13 protein-coding genes are annotated in these 16,798 nt (G+C 70.1%); 8 read left to right on the top strand and 5 right to left on the bottom strand.

The annotated features are described in order from the left end of the window. Positions 1-75: 75 nt before the first annotated feature. A complete protein-coding gene (locus OG241_RS46915) occupies positions 76-1,518 on the bottom strand; it encodes a GMC oxidoreductase (RefSeq protein WP_405824875.1) in 1,443 nt (480 codons plus the stop codon). A gap of 537 nt (positions 1,519-2,055) precedes the next feature. Between OG241_RS46915 and OG241_RS46910 the strand changes: the two genes are divergently transcribed. Further along, on the top strand, positions 2,056-3,216 hold the full coding sequence (locus OG241_RS46910; protein WP_405824873.1) for an XdhC family protein: 1,161 nt from the start codon (positions 2,056-2,058) through the stop codon (positions 3,214-3,216). A 198-nt stretch (positions 3,217-3,414) separates the two neighbouring features. Continuing rightward, entirely contained in the window at positions 3,415-3,630 is a 216-nt protein-coding gene (locus OG241_RS46905; RefSeq protein ID WP_006379393.1) for a dodecin, read from the top strand. Positions 3,631-3,648: 18 nt separating this feature from the next. On the opposite strand, the gene OG241_RS46900 is transcribed toward OG241_RS46905, so the two are convergent. Then, the gene (locus OG241_RS46900; RefSeq protein WP_405824871.1) at positions 3,649-4,182 is read right to left on the bottom strand and encodes a hypothetical protein; all 534 of its coding nucleotides are present in this window, start codon (positions 4,180-4,182) and stop codon (positions 3,649-3,651) included. A gap of 98 nt (positions 4,183-4,280) precedes the next feature. Between OG241_RS46900 and OG241_RS46895 the strand changes: the two genes are divergently transcribed. From OG241_RS46895 to OG241_RS46870, 6 genes are all read left to right on the top strand, one after another. Beyond that, the gene (locus tag OG241_RS46895; protein ID WP_405824869.1) at positions 4,281-5,495 is read left to right on the top strand and encodes a right-handed parallel beta-helix repeat-containing protein; all 1,215 of its coding nucleotides are present in this window, start codon (positions 4,281-4,283) and stop codon (positions 5,493-5,495) included. 200 nt (positions 5,496-5,695) lie between these two features. Then, positions 5,696-7,126, top strand: a complete 1,431-nt coding sequence (locus OG241_RS46890) for a family 43 glycosylhydrolase (RefSeq protein ID WP_405826821.1) — start codon at positions 5,696-5,698, stop codon at positions 7,124-7,126. Positions 7,127-7,178: 52 nt separating this feature from the next. Beyond that, positions 7,179-9,983: a beta-L-arabinofuranosidase domain-containing protein gene (locus OG241_RS46885; protein ID WP_405824867.1), complete on the top strand. Its 2,805-nt coding sequence runs from the start codon at positions 7,179-7,181 to the stop codon at positions 9,981-9,983. 201 nt (positions 9,984-10,184) lie between these two features. Continuing rightward, a complete protein-coding gene (locus OG241_RS46880; RefSeq protein WP_405824865.1) occupies positions 10,185-12,398 on the top strand; it encodes an MMPL family transporter in 2,214 nt (737 codons plus the stop codon). Positions 12,399-12,513: 115 nt separating this feature from the next. Further along, entirely contained in the window at positions 12,514-13,743 is a 1,230-nt protein-coding gene (locus OG241_RS46875) for a sensor histidine kinase (protein WP_405824863.1), read from the top strand. Beyond that, positions 13,740-14,423, top strand: a complete 684-nt coding sequence (locus tag OG241_RS46870; protein WP_405824862.1) for a response regulator — start codon at positions 13,740-13,742, stop codon at positions 14,421-14,423. The genes OG241_RS46875 and OG241_RS46870 overlap by 4 nt, the downstream gene beginning before the upstream one ends. Before the next feature lie 44 nt (positions 14,424-14,467). Here the strand turns inward: OG241_RS46870 and OG241_RS46865 are convergent, their stop codons facing one another. From OG241_RS46865 to OG241_RS46855, 3 genes are read right to left on the bottom strand one after another with little or no spacing between them, the layout of a single operon-like run. Next, positions 14,468-15,700, bottom strand: a complete 1,233-nt coding sequence (locus OG241_RS46865; protein ID WP_405824860.1) for a cation:proton antiporter — start codon at positions 15,698-15,700, stop codon at positions 14,468-14,470. A gap of 7 nt (positions 15,701-15,707) precedes the next feature. Beyond that, positions 15,708-16,193, bottom strand: coding sequence for a cation:proton antiporter regulatory subunit (locus OG241_RS46860; protein WP_405824858.1), 486 nt, complete (start codon positions 16,191-16,193; stop codon positions 15,708-15,710). A gap of 46 nt (positions 16,194-16,239) precedes the next feature. After that, positions 16,240-16,770: a DinB family protein gene (locus OG241_RS46855; protein WP_405824857.1), complete on the bottom strand. Its 531-nt coding sequence runs from the start codon at positions 16,768-16,770 to the stop codon at positions 16,240-16,242. Between the last annotated feature and the right edge of the window lie 28 nt (positions 16,771-16,798).

Here is a 16,798-nt window from a genome sequence, read left to right as displayed (position 1 = left end):
GAATCCTTCCGACCGGGCCGTTCGTCCGCCGTCCGTCCCGCGCGAGCGCCCCATGGAGCCGCCGTGCCCGGCCGGTCAGCCGCTGTGGGCGACGATGTCATCCATCGCCCTCTCGGCGAGCGCCGTGATGAGCAGCGACGGGTTGGCCCCGCCCGCGTTGCCGGGAACCAGCGACCCGTCCAGCGCGTACAGATCGCGGTATCCCTCGACCCGGCCGTACAGGTCCGTCGCCCGGCCCAGGGGACAGCCGCCGAGCGGATGAGCGGTGCCGCCCGTCGGCGGCAGGATCGGGGACGGTCCGGCCACACCCCGTCCGATGATCGTGTTGCTGAAAGCGGCGGCCGCGGCCTCCGGCCCCAGGTTCTTCTCCGGCCCCCAGTCGAGCATCTTCACCTCGTCCGTAGCCTTGTCGTAGGTCCACGTCCCCCGGTTGTCCATGTCGACCGCGACGCTGAACTGTGACAGGTACGGTTCCCCACCGAAGGCCAGCGCGTACCAGTTCTCGATGCGCAGCGGCATCCCGAAGCCGTCCTCCACGAAGACCGCCGACGCACAGGGGGCGCCCTGACTCGCTCCGGTCGGGCCCTCGAAGGCGCGATAGACGAATGCGTCGCCGTTGCCGCCCCAGCAGGTGCCCACATGCTCGTTGAGCTCGGAGAGTTCACCGGTGTCCCGGGCTCTGACCAGCAGCCGGGTGGTGTTCACCGAACCGGCGGCCAGGAAGAGCATGTCGCAGCCGAGTTCGCGGGTCGCGACGATGCCACCGTCGGGCGCGTGCTCGCGGATCCGCACGGTGTAGCCGCGGCCACCGGGTCCGACAGCGATGGATGTCACCTCGGTGAGCTGGCTGATGCGGACGTTCCCGGTGGCAAGGGCGGCGGGCAGGTAGTTCTGCGTCAGGTCGTGCTTCGCACCGTTGCTGTTGCCGAACGACGACTCGCCGATCACTGACGACGGGCGCAGCCGGCCGGCGAGCTCCCCGCGCACCCGGCTCCAGTTGAACGTGGTACGGATCGGCTGGGTCGGGAACCCTGCCCGCTTCAACTGGGCGTCGAAGGCCCGGGAGTGGGTGAACGGGTCGGTCCGGTAGATGTCCTCGGGCATGTAGGAGGCGGACAGCATCTGCCGCACCCGGGGGAAGTGGACCTGGTCGAGCTCCGTGTAGGAGACTCCGGCCGGGAAGAGCGCCTCGAAGTGCCGACGCCTGGGCTGCACGGTCACGCCTGCATAGACCACGGACCCCCCGCCGACGCAGGCGGCCGTGCCGATCTGGATACCCCCCGCGGTCACCACCTCCATGAGCCCGGGCATACGGTCGATGAGCGTGGGCTGCATGGTGAGCCAGATGGCGAAGTCGTTCTGCCAGAACATCTGGCTCATCGGGTTCTGTTCGTTGCCGAAGACCTGCTGGGTGGGGCTGTACGTCCAGTGCCGGCCCCGCTCCAGGACCAGCGTCTGCACTCCGGCCTGTCCCAGCCGCAACGCGGCGACAGCGCCGCCGAATCCGGATCCGATCACAATGGCCCGGTTCTTTTCCGGTGCAGTGGAAATCTGGTCGCCAGAATCTAGGGAAAGTATGCCGCTGGACTGAGCTGACGTCACCTAAAATCTCCTCCAATGCCTTGTCACCCGACCTTGGCACGAGCATCGCATTCAAGAAGACATCAGCTCCGTCGCCCGTGGCAAGCGAAAACCGAGGCGAATGAGCAATTCCGCTTGTCCGGTTGGTGACTTAACCGTGCAGGAGTGGAGTCACGACCCGCACCATTCCGACCGCACAGAATCCCCATAGATTACCCACAGGCCTCTCCAACCCCATCTCCACCTGGCCTTCATCCACACAGAGCGACAACCGAAGGCGCCGGTAACGGTCTTCCGATCGGCGCGTCGAATACCTCTTAAGTCAGCAAGATTTCGCGCGGTGCAATCCAACACACGCCGGATCGTGCAGGTTGACGGTTATTCTGGAAGGCGTCAAGAGCGGTCGGCGGCACGGGATTCCTACCGAATGACTCCCGGTCGTTCCGGGCGACGGTCACGGGGAAAGGGCCCGAAATGCTGGACATCGCGGCGGAACTACGCGAGTGGTGCGAACAGGGGCGCGACTTCGCCGTCGCCACCCTCGTCGGGATCGACGGCAGCGCTCCTCGGCAGCCGGGAGCTTCCCTGGCTGTCGACGCCGCCGGGCACGCCGTCGGCAGTGTCTCCGGCGGATGCGTGGAGGGCGCGGTCTACGAAGCCTGCCGCCAGGCTCTGGTGACCGGCACACCGGAGCTGCTGGAGTTCGGGCCGCGCTCCGACGACCCGTTCGCGGCGCACCTCACTTGCGGAGGCGTCGTCGAACTGCTGACCGTGCCCGTCCTCGCGGACACACGCCGAACGGTGTCCGCCGTCCTGGCCGCGGCCGTCGAGGGCCGTGGTGCGGCCCTGGTCCGGTCGGTCGGGACCAGCGGTGACCTGCTCGGCCGCCCGCTGCTGGTGCACCCGGACGGCTCGTACCAGGGGTCGCTCGGCGGTCCGTCCGCCCTGGACCGACGTACGGCGGACGAGGTGCGGCAGGTACTCGCGGACGGCGTCCGCGTCACGCGGATCGTGCTGGAGGCGCCGGCGGGCCCAGGGGAGGCACCGGCCGAACTCTTCGTGGAGGCGAGTGTTCCGCCGCCCCGGATGCTGGTGTTCGGCGCGATCGACTTCGCGGGCGCCGTGAGCCGCGTCGGCCGGTTCCTGGGCTTCCGCGTGACGGTCTGCGACGCCCGTCCGGTCTTCGCGACACCTGAGCGCTTCCCGGACGCCGACGAGGTGGTCGTCGACTGGCCGCATCGCTATCTGCGGTCCACCGACACCGACGAGCGCACCGTGATCTGCGTCCTCACCCACGATCCAAGGTTCGACATCCCCCTGCTGACGGAGGCACTGGCCCTGAACGTGGCGTACGTCGGCGCGATGGGCAGCCGCCGTACCCACGAGGACCGCACGGCCCGCCTGCGCGCCCACGGGCTCACCGACCGGGAGTTGGCCCGGTTGCGCAGCCCCATCGGGCTCGACCTCGGCGCGCGCACACCGCAGGAGACGGCCCTGTCCATCGCCGCCGAGATCGTTGCCGTGGCCCGCGGCGGCACCGGTGTGCCACTGACGGGTACCTCCTCCGCCATCCACAGACCGGCCCCGGTCCCACAGCCGACCGCCGGCTCCTGCGCCGACCGCGCTCGGCCATGACGACCAGGTTCGCGAACGGACCGGCCTCGTCCTGCCACTGAGCACCACCCGGCGACGACACCTCGCGAACCACCGCCACATGGGGCACGGTGGAACGTGGAACGCCGCCGGCAGGATCCACCGCGGCCGGTTCGTCCAGCCCTGGACGTCCAGCACCGCCAGTCCAGCAGGTTCAGCACCGCGAAGAGGAGCACCCGCATGTCGAACCACACCTATCGGGTCACCGAGATCGTCGGCACCTCGCACGAAGGCGTCGACCAGGCCGTCCGCAACGGCATCAGCCGGGCCTCGCAGACCCTGCGCAACCTGGACTGGTTCGAGATCACGCAGGTCAGGGGCCAGATCGTGGACGGGCAGGTCGAGCACTACCAGGTCGGCCTGAAGGTCGGTTTCCGGCTGGAGGACGGCGAGTAGCCGTACGGGTCGGCCGACTCAGGTCCGGCCCTCGGTCTCCTGCGCCTCCTTCAGCGCGCCCGACTCGGCCGTCCAGCGGGCCCGTACGACGCTGAAGCCCGCGCGTTCCGCGTCCTGGCAGACGAGTTCGTCGTCGTCCACCAGGACGCGGATCTCGCGGCTCTGGGCCAGCCGGCGCAGAGTCTCCAGTTTGGTGCCGCGGGCGGGCCTGCGGTCGTCGTTGCGCCGCATCCAGAGCCGGCCCTCGGGCAGTCCGTGCGCGGCGAGCCAGGCGAGCGTGTCCCGGCGGCAGCGCTCGGGCCGGCCGGTGAGGTAGACGACCTCGCAGTCCCGCGCGCTCTCCAGGGCCAGCGCGACGCCCTCGGTGAGCGGCGGATCGTGCGGCGCGGCGGCGAAGAACGCGTCCCAGTCACGCGGTTTGCGCTCCAGGTACCGCTGTCGGTGCGTGGTGTCCGCGAGCGTGTTGTCGAGGTCGAACACGGCGAGCGGTCGGCCGTTTCTCGGGCCGCTGTTCTTCGGGCTGCTCTGCCTCGGGCTGCTGTTGTGCGTCACGGTCACCGACCCTAGCCAGTCGGCCGGACCCGGCAACCTCCACCGCCTCGGCGGCCACTCCTTGGCGACAACAGCCGAGGCAGAGGCAGGAGCCGTACATGCGCAACGCAGCGATCCGGACGGGAACGGCGGTCCTGGGCACCGCGTTAATGACAGCGGGGATGCTGGTGGGAGCCGCCACAGGAGCGTCCGCCGCGACGACCCTCGTCGTGGCGACAGGCGGCGACGACTCGGCGCCGGGCACGTCCGCGCGCCCCCTGAAGACCATCCAGCGGGCCGTCGACCTGGCGAAACCGGGCGACACGATCACCGTGCGCGGGGGCACCTACGCCCTCACCGACAACATCACCATCGCCACCTCCGGCACCGCCTCCCAGCCCATCACCCTGGGCGCCTACCCGGGCGAGCGGGTCGTGGTCGACGGCGAGCGGCTGCCCGCCAGTCACACGCCGGTCGGGGGCAGCATCCCGCGTGCCGAGCGCGGTGCGATCCACCAGGAGGCCTCCTACTGGCGGATCTCGGGGCTGGAGATCGTGAACGGGCCGTACGGCGTCTACTGCGACGGCTGCAACAACAACGTCTTCGCCCGGCTCGTCACTCACGACAACTACGAGTCCGGATTCCAGCTCCAGGGCGCCTCCGCCAACAACCAGATCCTGGACCTGGACAGTTACGGCAACCGCGACCCCCGCAAGAACGGTGAGAGCGCGGACGGGCTGGCCGTCAAGGAAGGCACCGGGACCGGCAACCTGGTGCGGGGCGCGCGGCTGTGGAACAACGTCGACGACGGCTTCGACGCCTGGAAGTTCACCTCGCCGATCACGATCGAGAACACGATCACGTACGGCAACGGCTTCAACCGCTGGAACTTCCCCGACTTCGCGGGCGACGGCAACGGATTCAAGCTGGGCGGCGGCTCTCCGGCGCCCGCCGTGGCGCATGTCCTGCGCAACACGGCGGCGTATCGGAACGCGGCGCACGGCTTCACGGACAACGGCAACCCGGGCGCTCTCGGCGTCAACCGCAGTACCGCGTACGGGAATGCGGGCACCGGCTTCGACTTCGACGTCTCCGGGGGACACGCCGCCCTCACCGCCGATCTGTCGCTCGCCGACGGACGCGCCGTCGCCCTTGGCTCCGCCACCGTCTCCACCGGCAACTCCTGGGACCTGGGCGGCACTTGGAACGCCGCCTCGGTGCTGAGCACCGACCCGGCGGCGATCACGGCCGGGCGGCGCGCGGACGGTTCACTGCCCGCCGCGCCCGACTTCCTGGTTCCGCGCGCGGGAACGAACATCGGCGCCCGTTTCTAGGTGATCTCCAAAGGGGCGTGAGGAGTCAACCGGAATTTGATCTGTCGGAAACATTGACTCACTCCCGCCCCTTACCTATCTTTCGGTCGAACCTCCGTACGTCGTTCCATATATCGAACAATGTCGGCCCGGGAACAGGCCGCTGAAGGAGACTCGCCGTGGACCGCAGCCGCAATGACGCGACCAGCAGACGCACGCTCCTGAAGGCCTGTACGGCACTGGTCGTCGCCGTGACCGTGCCGGCCGTCGTCGGTACCCCCGCGTTCGCCGCCGTCCCGGCCTCGTCGGCCGTCACCTTCACCAACCCGATCGCCGCGCAGCGCGCCGACCCGCACATCTACAAGCACACCGACGGCTACTACTACTTCACCGCCACGGTCCCCGCGTACGACAGGATCGTGCTGCGCCGCGCGACCACGCTGCAGGGTCTGGCGACCGCCGCCGAGACGACCATCTGGACCAAGCACGCCAGCGGTGACATGGGCGCCCACATCTGGGCTCCGGAGATCCACTTCATCGACGGCAAGTGGTACATCTACTTCGCGGCCGGCGCCTCGAACGACATCTGGAAGATCCGCCCGTGGGTCCTGGAGTCCTCGTCCGCCAACCCGATCACCGGGACGTGGACGGAGAAGGGCCGTATCGCGCTGCCCTTGGACACCTTCTCGCTCGACGCGACCACCTTCGTGGTGAACGGCACCCGCTATCTGAGCTGGGCGCAGAACGACCCGGCCGTCGGTGACGGCACCAACATCTACCTCGCGAAGATGTCCAACCCCTGGACCATCAGCGGCACTCCGGCGATGATCTCCCGGCCCACGCTGTCCTGGGAGATCATCGGGCACACGGTGAACGAGGGCCCCTCCGTCATCCAGCGGAACGGGAAGGTCTTCCTGGCCTACTCGGCGAGCGCCACCGACGCCAACTACTGCCTGGGTCTGCTGACCGCGTCCGCCTCCGCCGATCTGCTCAACCCGGCCTCCTGGACGAAGAGTTCGCAGCCGGTGTTCACGAGCAACGCCTCGACGGGGCAGTACGGGCCGGGCCACAACACCTTCACCGTCTCCGAGGACGGCACGTCCGACGTCCTCGTCTATCACGACCGCGACTACAAGGACATCAGCGGCGATCCGCTCAACGACCCCAACCGGCGCACCCGTTACCAGAAGCTGTACTGGAACGCGGACGGCACCCCGAACTTCGGCATCCCGGTCTCCGACGGTGTCACCCCGGTCCGCCTCTCGTCGTTCAACTACCCGGACCGGTACATCCGGCACTGGGAGTACCGGGCGAAGATCGAGGCGAACGTCACCAACCTCGCCGACTCGCAGTTCCGGTTCGTCACCGGGCTGACCGGCTCCGGGACCGTCTCGCTGGAGTCGGCGAACTTCCCCGGCTACTACCTCCGGCACAAGAACTACGAGCTGTGGGTCGAGAAGAACGACGGCACCGCCACCTTCCTGGCCGACGCCTCCTTCACCCGGCGGGCGGGCCTCGCCGACGCGGCCGGGGTGTCCTTCGAGTCGTACAACTTCCCGGGCCGTTACATCCGGCACTACAACGGCCTCCTCCAGCTCCAGCCGCTCAGCACCTCACTGGACCAGCAGGACGCGACGTACTACGCCGAGTAGAGCCCGGATCAGACACGTCGGACACGTCAGCCACCTCAGAGACGAGGCACCTGTGACCCCCCATCTGTCGAGACGGTTTCTGCTCCAGAACGCGATACTGGCCGCCGCCGCACCCGCGTTCGCCTACGCCGGATCCGGCCGGGCGGCGGCCGCGGCCCTGCCCGCGCCGTCCGCCTGGACGCTCCGCCCCTTCGAGCTGAAGGACGTCGCGCTCGGCCAGGGCGTCTTCGCGAGCAAGCGCCAGCTGATGCTGGACCACGGACGCGGCTACGACGTGAACCGGCTGCTCCAGGTCTTCCGCGCCAACGCGGGCCTCGCCACCGGCGGCGCGGTCGCCCCGGGCGGCTGGGAGGGCCTGGACGGCGAGGCCAACGGCAACCTGCGCGGCCACTACACCGGGCACTTCCTGAGCATGCTGTCGCAGGCGTACGCGAGCACCGGGGACCAGGCCTACGCCGACAAGATCGCCACCATGGTCGGTGCGCTGACCGACGTACGCGCGGCGCTGCGCACCGACCCGCACATGCTCACCGTCACCGGGAAGTGGGGCGGCGCGCACGAGAACGTCCGGGGCTCCAACCAGTACGTGGATCTCCCGGCGGCCGTGCTGGGCGGGGCCGCGGCGATCACCCTGTCGGCCTGGGTGAAGCCCACGCACGACGCCAACTGGCAGCGTGTCTTCGACTTCGGCAACGACACCACCCGGTACATGTACCTGGCCTCCCGCAACGGGAGCGGCGTGCCGCGCTTCGCCATCACCACCAACGGCGCCGGCGGCGAACAGGGCCTCAACGGCACCGCCGCGCTGCCGCTGAACCAGTGGAGCCACCTCGCGGTGACCATCTCGGGCACCACGGGCACTCTCTACGTCAACGGCACCGCCGTGGCCACGAACACTGCGATGACCGTCAACCCGTCCGTCCTGGGCACTCTGACGAACAACTGGCTGGGCCGCTCGAACTACTCCGGCGACCCCGTCTACGCGGGCGCCTTCGACGAGTTCAACGTCTACTCGCGCGCCCTGACGCAGGCCGAGATCACCTCGATGCAGAGCAACGAGGCCAAGAACTCCGCCGCCGGGCTCGGCAACCTCGCCTCGTACTACTTCTCCGCGACCACCGGCGGCACGTTCGGCGACGCCTCCGGGCGCGGGCTGACCGCCACCCTGCGCCGCACCTGGGGCGGCCCGAGCCACCCGGGCTTCCTCGCCGCCTACCCGGAGACGCAGTTCATCGCACTGGAGTCGGCGACAAGCTCCGACTACACCAAGATCTGGGCGCCCTACTACACGGCGCACAAGGTCCTCAAGGGGCTGCTGGACGCCTACCTCGCGACGGACGACGCCCGCGCACTCGACCTCGCGTCGGGCATGTGCGACTGGATGTACTCCCGCCTGTCCAAGCTGCCCGACGCCACCCTGCAGCGGATGTGGGGCATCTTCTCCAGCGGTGAGTTCGGCGGCATCGTCGAGGCGATCGTCGACCTGTACACGATCACCGGCAAGGCCGAACACCTCGCCCTGGCCAAGCTGTTCGACCTGGACTCGCTCATCGACGCGTGCGCGGCGAACACCGACACGCTGAACGGCCTGCACGCCAACCAGCACATCCCGATCTTCACCGGCTATGTCCGGCTGTACGACGCGACGGGCGAGGCGCGCTATCTGACCGCCGCGAAGAACTTCTGGGGCATGGTCATCCCGCAGCGCATGTACGGGATCGGCGGCACCAGCACGGGCGAGTTCTGGAAGGCGCGCGGGGTGATCGCCGGGACAGTCAGCGACACCAACGCCGAGACCTGCTGCGCGTACAACCTGCTCAAGCTGAGCCGGACACTGTTCTTCCACGAGCAGGACCCGAAGTACATGGACTACTACGAGCGGGCGCTGTACAACCAGGTGCTCGGCTCCAAGCAGGACAAGGCCGACGCCGAGAAGCCGCTCGTCACGTACTTCATCGGACTCAACCCCGGCCATGTGCGCGACTACACGCCCAAGCAGGGCACCACCTGCTGCGAGGGCACCGGCATGGAGAGCGCCACGAAGTACCAGGACTCGGTGTACTTCAAGGCGGCCGACGGCACCTCCCTGTACGTCAACCTGTACAGCCCCTCGACCCTGACCTGGGCCGAGAAGGGCGTCACGGTCACCCAGACCACCAACTATCCGCAGGAGCAGGGCACGACGCTCACGATCGGGGGCGGCAGCGCGGCCTTCTCGCTGCGGCTGCGGGTGCCGGTCTGGGCGACGGCCGGGTTCCAGGTGACCGTCAACGGGCAGGCGGTGAGCGGGACCCCGGTCGCCGGGAGCTACTTCGCGGTGTCGCGGACCTGGCAGAGCGGGGATGTCGTACGGATCAGCGTGCCGTTCCGGCTGCGGGTCGAGAAGGCGCTCGACGACCCGTCGCTGCAGACCCTGTTCTACGGGCCGGTGAACCTGGTCGCACGGAGTTCGAGCACCAGCTATCTGTCCGTCGGGCTGTACCTCAACGCGGCGCTCTCGGGCGACCTGCTGCCCTCCCTCACCCCGGTGAGCGGCAAGCCGCTGCACTACACGCTGAACGGCACCGAGTTCGCCCCGTTCTCCGAGGGGACCGAGGACCCGACGCACGCCTACGTCCGGCGCGCCGAGCCGACGGTGGTGTTCGGGACCGTCGACTCGGGGGTCGCCAATCCGGCGAAGACCGACGGCACCACGCTCCTCGACGAGATCTGGGCGGGGGCTCCCTTCGCGAACAAGGCGGCGCTGGTGACGCGGGTCCGGTCGACCACGGCGGCCTGGGTTTCGGCGGGGCTGCTCACACAGGCGGCGGCCGACACGGTGGTCAGCACGGCGCAGGGCGCGTCGTACGTGTCCTGATCCCCGTACGTCTCGCGAGCGCGGCGGGCGGTACCCCTACCTGAGGGGTACCGCCCGTCCTGCGCGCGGAGGACGGGTGGGGGCGCCTCTACTGCGTTCTCAGTAGTCGCGATTGTCGGCAGGCGCACGACGACGGGAGGGGGTCGGTCCCGGGAACCTTGTCGGGTACCCGAGATCCGATGATGTGGAGACCTCCCCCTCGTGGCCACCTTCCTGTACAAGCTGGGCCGACTTGCCTTCCGGCGGCGCTGGTACGTCGCCCTGATGTGGGTGGCGGTGCTGGCAGCCGTCGGTGCCGGTGCCGCGACCGCGCCCGCCGCCCCCGACGCGGACAACTCGATGCCGGGGATCGAGTCCCAGAAGGCCTTCGACCTGATGGACCAGCGGTTCCCCGGCTCCAACGCGCACGGCGCGAACGCCCGGGTGGTGTTCGTGGCGCCGGGCGGCGAGAAGGTCACCGCCACCGAGAACAGGGCGGCGATCGAGAAGTTCGTGGGCGAGGTGGCCGACGGTACGCAGGTCGCGTCCGCCGCCGACCCCTTCCAGGCGCGGGCGGTCAGCGAGGACGCCTCGACGGCGTACGCCACCGTCAACTACACGGCGAAGGCCGACGATCTCACCGACGCCACCAAGGACCACCTCAGGGACGCCATCAAGGAGGCGCAGGGCTCGGGGCTGACCGTGGAGGTCGGCGGTACGGCGCTGGCGACCACGCCCTCGGCGGGCGGCGCGGCCGAGGCGATCGGTATCGCCATCGCGGCCCTCGTCCTGATCGTCACCTTCGGCTCGCTGGCCGCCGCCGGGCTGCCGCTGCTGACCGCGGTCATCGGGGTGGGCGTCAGCATGGCGTCGATCCTGGCGCTGAGCAGCGCGCTCGGCCTGTCCTCGACGACCGGGACGCTCGCCAGCATGCTGGGCCTGGCCTGCGGAATCGACTACGCGGTGTTCATCGTCTCCCGGTACCGGGAGGAGCGCGGCAAGGGGCACGGCCCGCAGGAGGCGGCGGCGCTCGCGACCGGCACCGCCGGATCGGCGGTCGTCTTCGCCGGTCTCACCGTCGTCATCGCGCTGGCCGGGCTCATGGTGGTCGGCGTGCCGATGCTCACCAAGATGGGACTCGCCGCAGCCGGCGCTGTCGGCATCGGGGTGCTCGTCGCCCTGACCCTGGTCCCGGCCCTGGTGGGCTTCTGGCCGAACGCCCTCCTCTCGCGCTCCGCCCGGAAGTCGGGGCAGGTCAAGGCAGCCGTCGAGCACAACGGCGGCACCCGCTGGGCCCGGTTCGTGCTGCGCCGTCCGATCCCGGTGCTGATCGCCTCGGTGGCCGGTCTCGGCGCCCTCGCGATACCCGTGATGGACCTCCAGCTCGGCACGTCCGGCGACGAGGCCAAGCCGACCTCCACCACCGAGCGCCGCGCCTACGACGACCTCGCGACGGCCTTCGGCCCCGGTTTCAACGGCCCCCTGACCATCGTCGTGGACGCCAAGGGGGCCGCAGACACCAAGGGCGCGGTCGCGACGATCTCCCAGCGGATCGCCGACACGAAGGGGGTCGTGTCCGTCTCGCAGGCCCGCTTCAACCCCGCCGGCGACACGGCGATCTTCTCCGCCGTGCCGGCCGACGCGCCGACCAGCACCAAGACGCAGGACCTCGTGAAGAGCATCCGGTCCGAGCGGTCGGCCACGGTGGCCGGCACGGACGCGGAGTTCAGCGTCACCGGCACCACCGCGGCGAACATCGACGTCGCCCAGAAGATGCAGGACGCGCTGGTCCCGTACCTGATCGTGGTCGTGGGTCTGGCGATCGTGCTGCTCCTGCTGGTCTTCCGGTCGATCCTCGTGCCGATCAAGGCGGCCCTCGGCTTCCTGCTCTCCGTCCTGGCGGCGCTCGGTTCCGTGATCGCGGTGTTCCAGTGGGGCTGGGGCGCGGAGTTGCTGGGGGTGGATACCACCGGTCCGATCATGAGCATGATGCCGATCTTCCTGGTGGGCATCGTCTTCGGCCTCGCGATGGACTACGAGGTGTTCCTGGTCGCCCGGATGCGGGAGGCGTACGTCCACGGGGACGGGCCCGCGCAGGCGGTCGTCACCGGCTTCCGGTACAGCGCGCGGGTCGTCGCCGCCGCCGCGCTGATCATGATCGCCGTCTTCTCCGGGTTCATCGGGGCCGGCGAGTCCATGATCAAGATGATCGGCTTCGGACTGGCGGTGGCCGTGCTGTTCGACGCCTTCGTCGTCCGGATGGCGCTCGTCCCCGCCGTGCTGGCGCTGCTCGGCAGGGCTGCCTGGTGGATACCGGGCCGGCTGGACAAGGTGCTTCCCAAGGTCGACGTGGAGGGCGAGGCGCTCGCCCACCGGGCGGCCACACCCGAGGACGGGGCGGACGGAACGGCAGACCGGGAGGCGGTCCAGGTCTGACTTTCAGCCGTACGCCCTGGGGGTCGCCCGTGCTGGACACACGGGCGGCCCTCGCCGGACGTCGTGACCCGCTTTCGTGGACGATGGGTCCACACCCTTTGACCGGAGAGAACCGATGAGCACCAGCGTCGAGCGTTACATCGCGCGTCATCCCCGTGTCGTCGACACGGGGACGGTGGTGACGTTGTTCGTTCTCTTCATGGTCGGCGCCCGGCTCACCCTGCCCGGGGCGACCCTGCGGGAGGATCTGTGGCCCGCCGCGGTCATCGCCGTCACCGCGTGCGCGGGTGTGCTGCTGAGCCGCAGCCGTCCTCGTACGGCCGTCGCGGTGACCACGATCTGCGCCATGACCGCGAGCGCGCTCGGCTATCTGCTCACCGTGCTGACCCTGGCGCCCGCCATGGTCGCGATCTACTGGCTGGCCATCCTCACCGACCGGCGGACGACCCGCTTCTACTGCCTCGGCATGATCGTCCTGCTGGTGGCCACGGACGCACTCCTCGACCCGGTCGACCACCCGGTCGTCCTCACGACGGTCGCCCCCGTCGCCTACGTACTCCTCCCGGTCGCCACCGGCACCGCGCGACGCATGCGCCGCGCCTATCTCGACGCCGTGCACGCCCGCGCCGAGCACGCCGAGCGGACCCGGGAGGAGGAGGCCCGCCACCGGGTCACCGAGGAGCGGATGCGTATCGCCCGGGAGCTGCACGACGTCGTCGCCCATCATCTGGCCCTGGCCAACGCCCAGGCGACGACCGCCGCGCATCTCGCCCACAGCAACCCCGAGCAGACCCGCAGGATGCTCAACGACCTCACCGGCACCACCTCCTCTGCGCTGCGCGAGCTCAAGGCCACCGTCGGTCTGCTGCGCCACGCCGACGACGTCGACGCCCCGCTGGAACCGGCCCCCGGGCTCTCCCGGCTCCCTGAGCTGATCGACACGGTCCAGTCGGCCGGGATCGGGGTCACCCTCACCACCACGGGCCGGGAGCGCCCGCTGTCCCCGGGGGTGGACCTGACGGCGTTCCGGATCGTGCAGGAGGCGCTCACCAACATCACCAAGCACGCCGTCGGAGCGACAGCCCATGTGCGGCTCGCGTACTCGGCGGACCGGCTGACGATCACGGTCACCAACAACACCACCGGCACGGGCCCCACCGGTCCTGTCGTGTCCGAGGTCGTGTCCGAGGCGGCACCCGGCTTCGGCCTCATCGGGATGCGGGAGCGCGCCCACTCCGTCGGCGGCGACCTGGCGGCAGGACTCCGTCCGGAGGGCGGTTTCGAGGTCTCCACGGCGCTGCCCCTGTATCCCCAGCCCTCGGAAGAAGAAGAGCGCACCCCATGACCATTCGCGTCCTGCTCGCCGACGACCAGGCCCTGCTCCGGGCGACGTTCCGGATCCTGATCGACTCCGAGGCCGACATGACGGTGCTCGGCGAGGCCACCGACGGCCGGGAGGCGGTGGAGCTGACCCGCACCCACCTTCCCGACGTGGTCCTCATGGACATCCGCATGCCGGGCACCGACGGTCTGGCCGCCACCACCACGATCTGCGCCGACCCGGAGCTGTCGGCAACGCGGGTGCTGATCCTGACGACGTTCGAGACGGACGAGTACGTGGCCCAGGCACTGCGGGCGGGCGCCAGCGGCTTCCTCGGCAAGGACGTCACCGCCGAGGCGCTGCTCTCCGGCATCCGCACGGTGGCCTCCGGCGATTCCCTTCTCTCCCCCAACGCCACCCGCGCCCTCATCACCACCTTCCTCAACTCCCCCACGCCGGGGACCCGGTTGGCGACCCCGGAGGCGCTCGCCGCGCTCACCACCCGGGAACGGGAGGTGATGTGTCTGGCGGCCGAGGGCGGGTCGAACGACGAGATCGCGGAGAAGCTGTACGTCAGTCCGCTGACCGTCCGCACCCATGTGCACCGCGCGATGACGAAGCTGGGCGCCCGCGACCGGGCCCAACTGGTCGTCATCGCCTACCAGTCGGGGCTGGTGCGGGCCCTCCCGCCGCAGGCGTCCTGAGCCCCGGGACGAACGAGGTCCCCCGTGCCGGTTCGCCCCGCTCGTCAGTCGCCGACCGTCGTGGGCTGCACCGTCTCGTCCGTCGGCGCCGTGGCCGGGGTCTCGGGGCGGGCCCGACCGGCTCGCCATACGCGGGCCCGAGCCGCCAGGGGCTCGGTCCAGCGGGCGGTGAGCGGGCCCAGGACGACCAGGATCAGGACGTACGCCGTCGCCAGCGGGCCGAGATCGGACTCGACGCCGGCGGTGACCGCGAGGCCCGCGATGACGATGGAGAACTCGCCGCGGGCCACCAGCGCACCGCCCGCCCGCCAGCGGCCCTTGACCGAGATTCCGGCACGGCGGGCCGCCCAGTAGCCGGTGGCGATCTTCGTGCCCGCCGTGACGACGGCCAGGGCGAGGGCCGGCAGCAGCACGGGCGGGATGCTCGCCGGGTCGGTGTGCAGCCCGAAGAAGACGAAGAAGATGGCCGCGAACAGATCCCTGAGCGGACTGAGCAGGGTGTGCGCGCCCTCCGCGACCTCCCCCGACAGGGCGATCCCGACGAGGAACGCCCCCACGGCGGCGGACACCTGGAGTTCCTGGGCGATGCCCGCGACGAGGATGGTCAGGCCGAGGACGACCAGCAGGAGTTTCTCGGGGTCGTCGCTGGAGACGAAGCGGGAGATGACCCGGCCGAACCGGACAGCCACGAACAGCACCAGACCGGCCGCCCCCAGCGCGATCGCCAGGGTCACACTGCCGGCGGCGAGCGAGACACCGGCCACCAGCGCGGTGACGATGGGCAGATAGACCGCCATCGCCAGGTCCTCCAGGACCAGGATGCTGAGGATCACCGGGGTTTCACGGTTGCCGACCCGGCCCAGGTCGCCCAGCACCTTGGCAATGACACCGGAGGAGGAGATCCAGGTGACCCCGGCCAGCACGACGGCGGCGACCGGGCCCCAGCCGAGCAGCAGCGCGGCGGCGGCGCCGGGCAGCGCGTTCAGGGTGAAGTCCACCAGGCCGGACGGGTAGTGGGACTTGAGGTTGGAGACGAGATCGCTGGCCGTGTACTCGAGGCCGAGCATCAACAGCAGCAGGATGACGCCGATCTCGGCGCCGGTGGCGATGAACTCCTCGCTCGCGCCGAGCGGCAGGAGGCCGCCTTTGCCGAAGGCGAGACCGGCGAGCAGATAGAGAGGTATCGGGGAGAAACTGAACCGGGCGGCCATCCGGCCTAGCAGCCCGAGGGCCAGGATGACGGCGCCGAACTCGATCAGCAGGACCTGGGAGTGCATGGTGGTGTCACTCCCGTCCGAGTATCGCCGCGGCGGCGTCGACGCCCTCGCGGGTACCGATCACGATGATGACGTCCCCGCCCGCCAGCCGGAAGTCGGGCGTCGGGGAGGGGATCGCCTCGGCGCGGCGCAAGACGGCGACGACGGACGCCCCGGTCTCCGTTCGCATCCGGGTCTCCCCGAGCACCCGCCCGTTCCAGCGCGAGCCCGCGGCCACCTCCACCCGTTCCGCCACCAGACCCAGCGGTGTGGTGGACAGCAGGCTGGAGCTGTGGTGCGAGGGACTCAGCGCGTCGATCAGCGAGGCGGCCTCGGGCGCGGTCAGCCGCAACGACTGGGCGCACGAGTCCGGATCGTCGTCCCGGTACAGGCTCACGGTACGGCCGCCGTCGCGGTGGGCGACCACCGACAGATGGCGTTGCTCGCGCGTGACGAGGTCGTACTGAACCCCGATGCCCGGCAGCGGAGTCGCCCGAAGGCGTGGCGCAGACACGTTGAATCCCCTTGCTGATCGGTGGTGTTGATACCTCTGTGGGGGCTCAGGCCCCGGTGGCCCCGTCGACGAGTTCGCGCAGGAGGTCGGCGTGGCCGTTGTGGCGGGCGTACTCCTCGATCATGTGGACCATGATCCAGCGCAGCGAGAGCCCCTGGGTACCGGCCAGGGCCGCCTCCGCCTCCGACAGCTGCCCGGACTCGTCCAGTGAGTGCGCGGCGGCGACCAGTTCCCGGCCGCGTGCGACCTCCGCCCGCCAGACGGTCAGCGCCTCGTCGAGCCCGCGCCCGGGGACGAGGGTGAAACCGTCGCCCTTGCCCTCCGCGTAGACGGCGGGCACGTCCAGGCCCGCGAACACCCGCTGGAACCAGTTCCGTTCGACCTCGGCCAGGTGCTGGACGAGCCCGAGCAGGGTCATCTCCGAGGGCGCCGCCGAGGCCAGGCGTGACTGCCGGTCGTCGAGGCCCTTGCACTTGAGGGCGAGCGTGGCGCGGTGGAAGTCCAGCCAGGCGCTCAGCATGGCGCGTTCGTCGGCGTTCGCGGGAGGTATGGGACGGCCGTCCGGTGTAGTCGACATGTTCTGCACCCTTCCACAGGTGCCCGGG

It is taken from the genome of Streptomyces sp. NBC_01390, from assembly GCF_045040105.1.
Classification (GTDB): domain Bacteria; phylum Actinomycetota; class Actinomycetes; order Streptomycetales; family Streptomycetaceae; genus Streptomyces.
Note: the sequence above shows the minus strand (reverse complement) of the source record. Positions and strands in the feature narration are given on the sequence as shown.